The sequence below is a fragment of the Pedobacter psychrodurus genome, from assembly GCF_004331735.1.
Lineage (GTDB): Bacteria > Bacteroidota > Bacteroidia > Sphingobacteriales > Sphingobacteriaceae > Pedobacter > Pedobacter psychrodurus.
Genome location: NZ_SJSO01000040.1, coordinates 1 through 12,042, shown reverse-complemented (window position 1 = coordinate 12,042; position 12,042 = coordinate 1). Strand labels below are relative to the sequence as shown.

15 protein-coding genes are annotated in these 12,042 nt (G+C 37.4%); 5 read left to right on the top strand and 10 right to left on the bottom strand.

The window, feature by feature from the left end; translation table 11 throughout:
- Positions 1-364 precede the first annotated feature (364 nt).
- The gene (locus EZ456_RS24630) at positions 365-553 is read left to right on the top strand and encodes a hypothetical protein (protein WP_131534831.1); all 189 of its coding nucleotides are present in this window, start codon (positions 365-367) and stop codon (positions 551-553) included.
- Positions 554-607: 54 nt separating this feature from the next.
- Here the strand turns inward: EZ456_RS24630 and EZ456_RS24625 are convergent, their stop codons facing one another.
- The 8 genes from EZ456_RS24625 to EZ456_RS24590 all read right to left on the bottom strand — a co-directional run bounded on the left by EZ456_RS24625 (position 608) and on the right by EZ456_RS24590 (position 6,387).
- The gene (locus EZ456_RS24625) at positions 608-1,327 is read right to left on the bottom strand and encodes a heavy-metal-associated domain-containing protein (protein ID WP_131534830.1); all 720 of its coding nucleotides are present in this window, start codon (positions 1,325-1,327) and stop codon (positions 608-610) included.
- A gap of 350 nt (positions 1,328-1,677) precedes the next feature.
- Positions 1,678-2,502 carry a 4,5-DOPA-extradiol-dioxygenase gene (gene ygiD, locus EZ456_RS24620; RefSeq protein ID WP_131534828.1) on the bottom strand — a complete coding sequence of 275 codons (825 nt, stop codon included), beginning with the start codon at positions 2,500-2,502 and terminating at the stop codon, positions 1,678-1,680.
- 105 nt (positions 2,503-2,607) lie between these two features.
- Positions 2,608-3,180, bottom strand: coding sequence for a YceI family protein (locus EZ456_RS24615; protein WP_131534826.1), 573 nt, complete (start codon positions 3,178-3,180; stop codon positions 2,608-2,610).
- Positions 3,181-3,450: 270 nt separating this feature from the next.
- Positions 3,451-4,011, bottom strand: a complete 561-nt coding sequence (locus EZ456_RS24610) for a helix-turn-helix domain-containing protein (RefSeq protein ID WP_131534824.1) — start codon at positions 4,009-4,011, stop codon at positions 3,451-3,453.
- Positions 4,011-4,514, bottom strand: coding sequence for a DUF3347 domain-containing protein (locus EZ456_RS24605; RefSeq protein ID WP_131534822.1), 504 nt, complete (start codon positions 4,512-4,514; stop codon positions 4,011-4,013). The genes EZ456_RS24610 and EZ456_RS24605 overlap by 1 nt, the downstream gene beginning before the upstream one ends.
- A gap of 7 nt (positions 4,515-4,521) precedes the next feature.
- Positions 4,522-5,334: a transporter family protein gene (locus EZ456_RS24600; protein WP_131534820.1), complete on the bottom strand. Its 813-nt coding sequence runs from the start codon at positions 5,332-5,334 to the stop codon at positions 4,522-4,524.
- A 1-nt stretch (position 5,335) separates the two neighbouring features.
- Positions 5,336-5,872 (bottom strand): heavy-metal-associated domain-containing protein, encoded by a 537-nt coding sequence (locus EZ456_RS24595; RefSeq protein WP_131534818.1) that lies wholly within the window; start codon positions 5,870-5,872, stop codon positions 5,336-5,338.
- 113 nt (positions 5,873-5,985) lie between these two features.
- The gene (locus EZ456_RS24590) at positions 5,986-6,387 is read right to left on the bottom strand and encodes an HYC_CC_PP family protein (protein ID WP_131534816.1); all 402 of its coding nucleotides are present in this window, start codon (positions 6,385-6,387) and stop codon (positions 5,986-5,988) included.
- Positions 6,388-6,481: 94 nt separating this feature from the next.
- On the opposite strand from EZ456_RS24590, the gene EZ456_RS24585 reads away from it, so the two are divergent.
- The 4 genes from EZ456_RS24585 (at position 6,482) to EZ456_RS24570 (ending at position 10,819) form a co-directional block, all read left to right on the top strand.
- A complete protein-coding gene (locus tag EZ456_RS24585; protein WP_131534814.1) occupies positions 6,482-7,210 on the top strand; it encodes a peptidylprolyl isomerase in 729 nt (242 codons plus the stop codon).
- Between the two features lie 511 nt (positions 7,211-7,721).
- Entirely contained in the window at positions 7,722-8,489 is a 768-nt protein-coding gene (locus EZ456_RS24580; RefSeq protein WP_131534812.1) for an exodeoxyribonuclease III, read from the top strand.
- A 100-nt stretch (positions 8,490-8,589) separates the two neighbouring features.
- The gene (gene hutI / locus EZ456_RS24575; RefSeq protein WP_131534809.1) at positions 8,590-9,831 is read left to right on the top strand and encodes an imidazolonepropionase; all 1,242 of its coding nucleotides are present in this window, start codon (positions 8,590-8,592) and stop codon (positions 9,829-9,831) included.
- Positions 9,824-10,819, top strand: a complete 996-nt coding sequence (locus EZ456_RS24570) for a formimidoylglutamase (RefSeq protein WP_131534807.1) — start codon at positions 9,824-9,826, stop codon at positions 10,817-10,819. Before hutI ends, EZ456_RS24570 begins: the two co-directional genes overlap by 8 nt.
- A gap of 104 nt (positions 10,820-10,923) precedes the next feature.
- On the opposite strand, the gene EZ456_RS25205 is transcribed toward EZ456_RS24570, so the two are convergent.
- Both EZ456_RS25205 and EZ456_RS24565 read right to left on the bottom strand, forming a co-directional pair.
- The gene (locus EZ456_RS25205) at positions 10,924-11,082 is read right to left on the bottom strand and encodes a hypothetical protein (RefSeq protein WP_157257919.1); all 159 of its coding nucleotides are present in this window, start codon (positions 11,080-11,082) and stop codon (positions 10,924-10,926) included.
- A gap of 10 nt (positions 11,083-11,092) precedes the next feature.
- Positions 11,093-11,653: a 5-formyltetrahydrofolate cyclo-ligase gene (locus tag EZ456_RS24565; protein WP_131534805.1), complete on the bottom strand. Its 561-nt coding sequence runs from the start codon at positions 11,651-11,653 to the stop codon at positions 11,093-11,095.
- Positions 11,654-12,042 lie beyond the last annotated feature (389 nt).

The following is a 12,042-nucleotide window of genomic DNA, read 5'->3' as shown; positions in this document are numbered from 1 at the left end:
AAACATCAATCCCAATAAAAAAATTTGTAGAGACAATCATCCTGTTATTTTTTATGTTTGTAATAGTTACCTAATTTTTACCCCATCGATCCTAGTCCTTAATAATGGGTATTGCCCTAATTGTTATCTGGTCACTAAGGGAAAAAACGGTAGCGGATTGCATCATGCTATAGGTATAAAAACCTTGACGAAATATTAATGTGCCGCTACCGCTTTAGGTAATCTGATAATTAAGCTAAGTAAAATAAATATTAGATTTTCTTAAATAATATATCAAAACAAATCTAAAGGACGATCGTGTCTTGCATGAACAAAAAAATATTTTTTCCGTTGAAATATCATCAAATTCTACTTAATAATAATTATGAATGCTAACCAAACATTGACTATAAATTCGAATAAAGAGAGCGCTAACGACATAGACGATATTGCGTCTGAAGAAAAGCCTATTCCATCATCGAAATTAAATGATATAGTAGGAAAAGTTGAATTATCAAATGATTTTGATGAAGAAATAGAACTTCGTAATTATTTTGAAAGCAAGCACTTATAAATGAATTTGGGGTTTATAAACTTTCCACCAGACGCGCTTTTGACAAAAATATAATTACATCAAAATCAGCATGGCTGCACTCATCGCAATCATAATCGCATCCTCAACAATAGTTACGGTGCTCATGGGTAAGTTAAAAACAGCACCCAAACAGGCGCACTGAATCTTTTTCTTGTTTATAACACTTTCCAAAACACCGAGGATGCTTATTGTCATTACAATCAGCGTAATCCAGTTTATGATAACAGGAGATAAGTTTAAAGCAAAAGACAATCCTAATCCGAGTTCGATGAAAGCATAGATATAGCCCCATAGGCTAAATTTTTTGGCTACAATATCGTACATGGCATAACTTTCGGCAAATGCTTTTAGATTCAGCATTTTAAAGAATGAGAAAGTAAGGAAGAAGCCTGCCATAAAAATGCGCATAAACAACATAAAGCTGATGGTGTTCTCTTGCCAGGAAACCACTAGTGATATTGCGGTGACGTATCCAAAAATTAATAAAATGGGCTTATAGGTTTCGGCCCACGATTTTGCTTCTTCTAATGTTTCGCTATGGTGGGTTGCTGAAATCTGATATTTACTATCTGATCCACCCAGGGCCTGTTGTAGCGTATCTAAGCTAATATGTTTATCCATGCCAATGGTAGCTGAATTTGTATCTTTCGAAACCTCAACTGAGGTAACATCTGGTAAAACGAGCAGGTTACTTTTTACTTTATTTTCGCAACCGCCACAGGTCATGCCGGTAAGTTGATAGGTGTGTGTCATGATTAAAATCTTTATACAAAATTACCGCTTCACCAACCGATAAACGTTACAGAATAATCATAAAGTTTTATAGAATTTTAGCGGATTATCATTCTGCGAATGATCGTCTTTTCGAGCGTATTCTAGAAATCTATAGGCAGACTCTTTCCTTATATACTTAATTTCTCAATGGTAAAGAAAGCTAATTTGTTTTTCATCATTAAGGAGTTAAGAAATTAAGGTTTGCTCACTGTTTCAAAAACAATAAAACAAACTTATTAAGTGATCTGTTCCCCCTAAACCCTAAACCCTAAACCCTAAACCCTAAACCCTAAACCCTAAACCCTAAACCCTAAACCCTAAACCTCTGCTTATCCCACCAAAACCGATGTCATGGTTAACGAACCGCCAACTGCCTTATCATTAAAGAAAGAAACATCTTCTTTATCATTTTTCATACCGAGGGTATAAATTAGCGGTAAATAATGTTCTGGGGTAGGAATGGCCAACATCGCATCGGTACCGAGATTGCGGTAGTTAATTAAAGGTTTATGATCGCCATTCGCAATTAAGTTTTTAAACTTATCGTTCATTTCGATCGCCCAATCGTAACCGCCTCCGTTAATCATTTCCCAACTTAACATGCGCAGGTTGTGTACCATGTTTCCGCTACCCAAAACCAATATCCCTTTTTTACGGAGAGCATAAATTTCTTTGGCAATTTCGTAATGCTGTTCAGGCGATTTGGTATAATCGATACTTAATTGCAAAACAGGAATATTGGCATTTGGGTACATGTGTTTTACCACTGTCCAGGTACCATGATCCAAACCCCAATCGTGGTCTAAACCCACAAGAGTGGAATGAATTAAATTTGGTATTTCAGCTGCCAGTTTTGGATCACCGGGAGCAGGATATTGAACATCAAAAAGCGCTTGCGGGAAACCACCAAAATCATGGATGGTGCTTGGGAAATCCATCGCGGTGACAAAAGTGCCGTGAGTGTACCAATGCGCCGATACCACCAGCACTGCTTTTGGAACAGGAATATTTTTGGCTAAATCGGCCCAACTTTGACTAAACTCATTGTTTTCGATGCCATTCATTGGCGAGCCGTGACCAATAAAAAGTGTTGGCATTAACTCGGTTTGAGGCAAGCGTTGAGTAAAGTTTCTGAATTGTGATAGTGCAGACATGATTATTGGGTTTGCCAATGGAATTTAAATAATCGTCCTCCTGAACTTGTTTCAAGATCTAATGAGGAAGATTCCGGGTCAAGCCCGGAATGACAATCTTCTCAATTACTTTCCCTGAACAAACTCCAGGTTTAAACTAATAGCAACATCTTTTGCAACGCCAGCACCAGTTGGATCATATTTAATATTATAATCTAAACGGTTAATGCTTGTTGTAGCACCAAAGCCAGCTTTTGTGTTTCCTTGTTGGTCTTTAGCTGTACCACCATAAACAACGGCAAATTTTACGTCTTTGGTTACGTCGCGGATGGTTAATTTTCCACCTAACTCATAGTTGTTACCGCTTAATTTTTTGAATGAAGTGCTTTCGAATTTCATTGTTGGATAAGTAGCTACATTGAAAAAATCATCAGTTTTCAAGTGGCCATCTCTCATATCAACACCTGTAGTAATGCTATTTACATCAACGGTAAAACTGATTTTAGCATCCGTTAAATCTGGTTTCGAAGCGGTAACCGTTCCGTCGAATTTTTTGAATGAACCATCTACAAAAGAAATGCCCATGTGTTTAACCGAAAAGTTCACAAATGAGTGCATGGGATCTATTTTCCAGCTTGTTTGTGCAAATGATGCCACGCTGATTGAGGTAGCGATCAGAAATAAGAATAATTTTTTCATGCCTAGTAATTTATTTAAGCACAAAGTTATCACAGAATCAGCTGATTAGTCTTGATTTATGGTAAGAAATTGGGCACCGAGGTTAATCGGTTAACTGGTTAACTGGTTAATTGTAACTGAAAACTTGCTCATAGATAGTGTTTTCTGGTTCATCGTCTTATAGTTGATGGAAAATACCTTCAGGCTATCAATCATGATCTATTAATCATTGACAACATATGCTTTCATCACCCATCTTACCTCTTCCATTTTACATCTCATCATATCTCATCATATCTCGTCAAGCATTTTCCGTCTATCTGCTGATGCTGCCTTATAAACTGAAGGCGTAATTCCGGTCACTTTTTTAAATTGTGCTGATAGGTGAGCAACACTGCTGTAATTTAGCTGATAAGCAATTTCGCTAAGGGTAAGTTCGCCATAAGTAAGCATTTCTTTTGCCTTTTCTATTTTTTGCGCAATGAAATATTTCTCGATGGTTTGGTTTTCAATTTCAGAGAAAATACTGCTTAAATTGGTGTATTCTAGTTTTAATTGCTCGCTTAAATAGGCCGAAAGATTGATTTTTAATTGCTCATTGGTATAGTGGACCAGATTAATAATGGTGGTTTTGATCTGCTCTGCAATCTGAGTTTTTTTATCCTCAAGCAATTCGAATCCAAAATGGATCAGATTTTCTGATATTTTGGATTTATCATCCGCCGAAATATTGTCGGCCAAGGTAACTTCACCAAGTTCAACCAATAATGGTTTAAAGCCGAGCTTTTCTAGCTCAGCTTTAACCACCATTTTACAACGGTTGCATACCATGTTTTTGATATGCAGCTTCATTAGTTCGATTTTATGGTTTCAGCAACATCACCACAATCAAACATCATACTTCCATAATATGGATTTTCGATGTTTTCTTTTTCATTTAACCAGCTTGCCTTAGCCATTGGGCAATGTTGAACATAAACCGTTTGGCTATTAAATTTTAAACCCTTTAAGGTTTTGATCATGGCATAAGAAATGCCTTCAAAAGCTTTTCTTTGCGTTTTGATATCATTCGAACCCGCAAGTTGAGCGGCTTTGCTTTTAATGATGGCCGCTTGTTCCAAAAATATTTTATGCTGGTCGGCTGGCAAATCTTTATGGTTAACCGCATTTATTTTTGCCGATAAACTTTTTACTTTTTCTATGGCTAAGTCTTTTTTATCAGTTGCTAAGGCATTTTTTACATCGTAATAAGCCGTTAGCGCCTGGTTTAAGGCTACATCTGTTTTGCTTTGTGCGTAGGTGAAAGCTGTTGTTGCGATTGTCATGATGGCAACTAATCCTAATATTTTTTTCATGGTTTTTTTATTTTAAAACGTTAAAGAAATTAAATTCTGCCCTAAGCAGGTACATGTTTTTGGTGTACCGGTTATCCATATTGCCAGTCGCCTGAAAGCGGTAGCCTAAATCGATACGGGTTGTACTGTTCAAAATCATCTGTATAGCAGGAGCGATATCCAAATAAGATTGGCCACTGCTTGGATCCGTTTTGCCCAATAATTCTAAATATACATTAAAGTTTGGCTGCTTGTAATCCTTGTAAACCACTGGCAAAACCATATAACCCGACGATAAACTATACGATAGCATATTTTTTGGCTGCGGCATCCCTACAATTTGCCTGTCGTTGTTTTCGAAAACATGTGCGTAACCCAAAGTTGTTGATAATGCCAGTTTGTGCAAAAGTTGCGTGAAAATTAATCCACCCTGTACACCACTATTGTCACCTTCGAGGTTAATATCTCTGGTGTAGGTTGGCCGTTTGCTTGTGCTTACCCTTCCAAAAGCCGATGCCCTAAAATGGCTATGCGCTTCATCCAGAGATAAAAATCTGTACTTTGCGTAGAGACTCCCGCCTTCTAAACGGTATTTTCCATCCATATCCGATAAAAAGCCTTGAGCATGCATCATCAGATTTTTGTTAAAACCGATCATTACTTCCGGAATAGTCCTGCTTACATAGCCGGGATAGTTAAACATGCCTTCATTCGTAATTCTTACACCAATCGATTTGGTCGGCATATTACTTGCAGGTTCAGTAAATACATATAGCTCTTGTGCAAAACCATTTATATAGGCGCCAATAATTATCAACGCCAATACGAATATCCGTTTCATCTTAAGAAAGAACTAAATGGTAAATACGTGTTTTTTTTCCGTTAACTACACCAGTGCCACTAGCATAGGCATCAGAGTTAGCGGTTGCTGCTTGTTTTTTAAATGCTGAGCCCGAAATGAAATCTTTGTCTACTACACTGGCCTTTACAGTTCCATTAAGCGTTTTACTTTTGGCATTTACAAAACGGTACACATTGCCACCTACAACGGCCTGACCTTTATCATCTACTTTCACCTCATTAAAATTGAAGTTTGCGGTTAAACCACCTACAGAAAAACCTGCATCCTGAACTTTTTTACGAACCAGATCAAGACTGATGTTGGCGTCTTTTTTAAAGGTTAAAACAAAGATGTTTTTGTTTAAATCGGGTTTTACGCTGCTGATAAAGCTTAGGGTTTCTAACGATTTTTGTGTTGCTTTTGAGCACATTGAGCAGGTTAAGCCAGTTACCTGTAGATCTGCTGAAGATATTTGTTGTGCCGAAACATTAACGGCGAAGAATAGCATAATGATGCTGAATATTTTTATTGCTTTCATGATTTTTTTGAATTAGAATAAATTTTTGAGACACCGTCACCCTGAATTTTTTTCAGGGTCTTATAGCAAAATAGATGCTGAATCAAGTTCAGCATGACGAAAAAAAAAGAATCCTAATTCCTAAAAATGCAATTGAAAATATGCAAGGCAATCCGCGAGGAGAGTGGCGGAGCTTTATTCGAAATTTTACTGAAAAACTTAGGTGTAATGTTAGTCAGAAATTCTAAAACCGGAGGATGAAGGAAAAGCTGGATAGAAAATAACTTCGGCATTTGTACCTGTGCCTCTGCTTGGTGACTATCTTTAACTTTTACGGTTACCTGGGTATTTTTGCAGCAACCATCATCTTTCTTCTCGGCTGGAATTTCCTTGCAGAATTTGCATGAAACCTCATTGCTAAAAAGTTTAACGTTTTCTAGTTTGCCCCCACAGAAATGGAGACTTAAAGCCAAGCCCATAACACTAACTGCATAGAATACAGCCAAAGAAAGTGCTATTTTTTGTTTTAACTTCATTAACACAAAGGTAAAGCAAAAAATATCGAATAATACTAGTAATTATTTATTGAATTTCATTTTTTAGCTTACTTTAGCCTTAAACACCAATCAAATGAAGAAAATATTATTATTCCTCTGCACTTTCTCAGTGCTTTCAGCCTTTGCAGCAAAGCCTAAAAATCAATATGTGCGCATTAAAACTGAATTTGGAGAATGCATCGTAAAGTTGTATAACCAAACTCCTTTACATCGCGATAATTTTTTAAAATTAACGAAGACAGGGTATTATAATGGCGTTTTATTTCACAGGGTGATCAAAGATTTTATGATTCAGGGTGGAGATCCGGATTCTAAAAATGCAAAACCAGATTCTTTACTAGGAGAGGGTGGTCCCAAGTACACTATTCCGGCAGAGTTTAACGATAGTTTGTTTCATAAGAAAGGGGTTTTGGCTGCGGCTAGAGAAGGTGATGATGTTAATCCGGCCAAAGCATCAAGTGGAAGTCAGTTTTATCTGGTCCAAGGAAAAGTTTTTACCGATCAGCAATTGGATAATGTGGAAGAAAAGCGATTGAAATTCAAAATCCCTGTGTGGCAGCGTGAGGTATATAAAACGATAGGCGGTACGCCGCATTTAGACAGAAACTATACCGTTTATGGTGAAATTGTGGTTGGTTTGGATATGGTAGATAAAATAGCCGTTCTGGCAACCGATAAAAATAACCGCCCAAAACAGGATGTGAAAATGGAAATTACAATTTTGAAAAGAAGAGCGGCGAAAAAGTTAGAGAAACAACTTTTTCAAAATACTTTGAAAGATAAAATGGTTATGGGTTCTTAAGCAAATGAGTCTTGATTGATATTTGATTGCCATAACCGCTCCTTGGCTCTTTCGTTAGATGCGATGGTCATCAGGTTTTATCATAATTATAGACTTGTCATCCTGAGCCTGTCGAAGGACTTGTTTAAGTGCCTCACAAAGCATTTCGACAAGCTCAATGTGACAAATTCAAATAGACTTACAGCTATGATACAGTCTCATCTTTCCTGCTATTAAGACCCTGAAATAAATCCGATAGCTATCGGATCAGGGTGACGACCGTTCATGCCATCTCCAAAATGAGTTTGAGGCATAGTATAAATTGAACTTTAATTACTAAGCATTTATTCAATTAATTTCTAAATTTACCGCCCACAACAATTGAAATTACTGAATGAAACCATCATGATTTACCCCATCACTCAGGGATAAAGAAAATCATGATTGCTTCATCACCATTAAAAACTGAACCGAGCTTGCGAGCTCATTAATGCCATTGGAAACAATGAGCAACAAATTAATAATTTAACTGATGAAAATCATTTCCTATAATGTTAATGGTATTAGGGCGGCAAGTACCAAAAACTTTTTTGGTTGGCTACAAGCTACAGATGCTGATATGGTCTGCCTGCAAGAAGTAAAAGCCTTGCCATTGCAAATTCCTGAAATTATTGCGTTGATAGAGCAACTCGGCTACCATCATTATTGGTTCCCGGCAGAAAAAAAAGGATACAGTGGCGTGGCGATTTTATCGAAAATTAAACCCAATCATATTGAATTTGGATGTGGCGAAGAATGGATCGACAAAGAAGGGAGGGTTTTAAGGGCTGATTTTGACGATTTCTCTTTAATGAGCCTCTATATGCCTTCTGGCTCAAGTGGAGATGAGCGTCAGGTTAAAAAGTACGAATTTATGCAGTTTTTTGATGTATACGTCGGAGAATTGCGAAAAGAGATCCCTAACTTAATTGTAAGTGGCGATTACAATATCTGCCATACAGCCATAGATATTCATAACCCAAAATCGAATGCCAATTCATCAGGCTTTTTACCTGAAGAACGGGAGTGGATGCAGTTATTTTTGGATAATGGTTTTATCGATACCTTCCGTCATTTTAATAAAGACCCACACCATTATACCTGGTGGAGTTATCGTGCAGGCTCGAGAGGGAAGAACCTGGGTTGGCGGATCGATTACCATTTGGTTACCAAGCCCATGGAAAACCGCTTGAAAAATGTTAGAATTTTACCCGACGCTATACATTCCGATCATTGTCCGGTTTTACTCGAAATGGAGTAATGTATTGGGTTAACTGGTTAATTGTTTAAACTGGTTAACTGTAAACTTGATGCCGATTACCAATTTATACCGTTTTAACAATTAACCATAATCTAGCCAGATGTTAATCACAAATATAAAAGGCCTGGTGGGCCTACACTCTAAAGATAAATTAGTACTACGTGGCGGTGAATTAGATTATTTACCTATTCTCGAAAATGCCTGGCTTTTAATCGAAAATGGTCTGATTAAAGATTTCGGCGAAATGGATTCAATCCCATCTCATATCTCAAATCTCGCCTCTCATATCTCCGCAGAAGGCAGATATATTTTCCCTTCATGGTGCGACAGCCATACGCACATTGTTTTTGCAGCTTCACGCGAGGAGGAATTTGCTATGAAAATACAGGGCAAAAGCTACGAAGAAATTGCAGCTGCAGGAGGTGGAATTCTAAATTCGGCCGATAAACTCCAAAAGGCATCAGAAGATGAATTGTTTGAAGGAGCTTCCATTAGGTTAAAGCAGATGATTCTGCAGGGAACGGGGGCTGTTGAAATTAAAAGTGGTTATGGCTTAACTACTGAAAGTGAAATCAAAATGCTCAGGGTAATCCGCAGGTTGAAAGATCATTTTCCGATTCCTATAAAGGCAACTTTCTTAGCTGCGCATGCCTATCCAGCCGAGTTTAAAAACAATCATCAAGGTTATATCGATTTAATCGTTAATGAAATGCTGCCTCAAATAGCAGAAGAAAAACTGGCTGACTATATTGATGTGTTTTGCGAAAAAGGGTTTTTCTCTGTTGAAGAAACTGATCAGGTATTAAAGGCGGGTGGAAAGCACGGACTAAAACCAAAAGTGCATGCCAATCAGCTTTCAGTTTCGGGGGCAGTTGAGGTTTCCGTGCAAAATAAAGCCATTTCGGTTGATCACCTCGAAGAAAGCGATGAAGAAACTATCCAGACGTTAAGAAATGCTGATACGATTGTAACATTACTCCCTTCTTGTTCGTTCTACCTAGGTATTCCTTTTGCTGATGCCAAAAGCTTTATTAAAGCTGATTTGCCAGTTGCTTTGGCTACCGATTACAATCCTGGTTCAACACCCTCAGGAAATATGAATTTTGTGGTGTCGCTTGGGTGCATTAAGATGAAGATGTTTCCTGAACAGGCCATAAATGCTGCAACACTAAACGGCGCAGCTGCAATGGAGATAAGCGAAAATTATGGAAGCATTACTGTTGGTAAAAAAGCAAACCTGTTTATTACCAAACCGATGCCTTCAATTGCCTATTTGCCATATAGCTTTGGCGAAATGCAAATAGAAACTGTTATTTTAAACGGTGAAATTTATAATGGATAACCTTAAAATATATTCGCAGGGCGACATCGATCGTTTGATTATCTCTCGTGATGGTGAAACCAAACTGGGCGAAAGGGTTAATATATACCGTCATGATGAGGGAGCTTCTTCTTTGATTGAGGGAATCTCGGAAGAAGGATTAAATGTCAGTAGCGCTAAATTTGTACTGCTAGGTATTCCAGAAGACATAGGTGTACGTGCAAACTTAGGTATTGCAGGTGCTGCATCTACTTGGAAGCCAAGTTTAACGGCTTTTTTAAATATCCAGAGCAATCGGTTTTTAAACGGGGCGGAAGTTTTAGTTTTAGGACATTTCGAAATCGATGAGCCCGAAGATTCTTCCCTAATAGGTTTGAGAAACAAAGTAAAGCAGATTGATGACCTGGTTTATCCCGTAATTAAGAAAATTGTTGCTGCAGGTAAAATACCTATTGTAATTGGTGGTGGACACAATAATGCCTACCCGATGATTAAGGGCACTTCTTTAGCATATAAAAGCCCAATAGCGGTTTTGAATGTTGATGCACATGCTGATTTAAGGGAATTAGAAGGTAGACATAGCGGCAATGGATTTTCTTATGCGTTAAAAGAAAATTATCTCAATAATTATTTTATGTATGGCTTGCATCAAAACTATAATAATGAAGCTATTTTAAATCAAATAGACACTAATCCAAAGCTTAAGGCTGTGTTTTTCGACGATATTTTAACAGGAGCTGATTTTACTAACATGATGAATGAAATAGGATCAGTTGCAGGTTTGGAAATCGATTTAGACTGTATTCAGAATGTACTTTCAAGTGCCGAAACACCATCTGGTTTTGCCGTTAACGACATTAGGAAGTTGATTTTGACTAGCGCAAATAAATTTTCTTATCTGCACCTAAGCGAAGGCGCAACCCGAATGTTGGATGGAAGGGTGAGTAAACTAACGTCTAAACTGGTTGCTTATTTAGTGAGTGATTTTGTTAAGGGGTATAGTTCCTAAGAGAGATCGTCACCCTGAATTTATTTCAGGGTCTTTTCTGTTAAGTGATTTCTTGCACATAGATCCTGAAACAAATTCAGGATGACGATTCGTGGCCAGAAGCCCTACAAATGCTCAGCTTCGTATTTTTCTCCAGCCTGAAGCATTAATTCAATCTGTTTTAGGTCTTCGGCGGTTAATTCTTCCTTTTCCTGTAACTCGAATACCGCAATCATATTGTCTTCGTATTGTTTTTCGGTTTTGATAACGATTTCCTGTGGCATGCTGGTAAGCTTAAAATTTTATAATTTCTGTTGGTGTAATGCAAAAATCTAACCTGATGTCGTGTTCATTTACATCATCAATTTTTTCAATAGCAGGGTACAAAGATAAGCCTATTTTCTGAGCATTTAAATTCTCAAGAAAACGATCGTAAAAGCCCTTGCCATAACCCACCCGATAACCTTGTTTATCGAAAGCTAAAAGTGGAATAACAACAAGATCTACCTCGCCCTCATGCAGGTTTCCTTTTTGCGGTTCCAGGATGTTATAAAGGTTTTTCTTTAAATCACCTACACCTAAATATTCATGATTGGTCATTAAAGCGGTTTCAAAATCGGCTTTTGGTACAATGATTCTAATTTCTGGGTGATTTTTGCTAAGCCATTCAATCAGCAAAAAGGTATTGGGCTCTTTTTTTTCTGAAATAGGCAAAAAGATATGTAGTGTTTTAATTTCGCTAAAATCAAGCGTTTTAAACTGTTTTAAAAGCGTTTCGTTGAGCTCTTCGTATCCTGTGTCACTTAACAACAATCTATCTTGTAACGCTTGCTTTCTTATTTCTGCTTTTAACATAATATCAAAGATAAATATTCTAAAGACCTATAAGGTTTCTGAAACCTTATAGGTTTAGATAAAAACCAAAAAAGCCTCTGAAGAATTCGCGAGGGCACTGAAAAAGTAGACATAAAATGGTCTTCAAACAGAAAAGCGGATGAATAGCTCTTAAGAGTTTTTCATCCGCTTTCTTTTTTGAGGCATTTCATTTTTCTTATTTGATAGCGAACTTTACGTTCGACATTGAGAACTGGAGCACATTGTTAGTTTTTCCCAGAAGATTCTTTGGATTATTATCCTTTTTTTAGAATTTGAGGATTCTTTTAAGATTAACCACGAATATCGCAAGTGCACCTTGCATTTTCATGCTTTCCAGGCCATAGGAGTTCGCCCTGTCATATCCATGA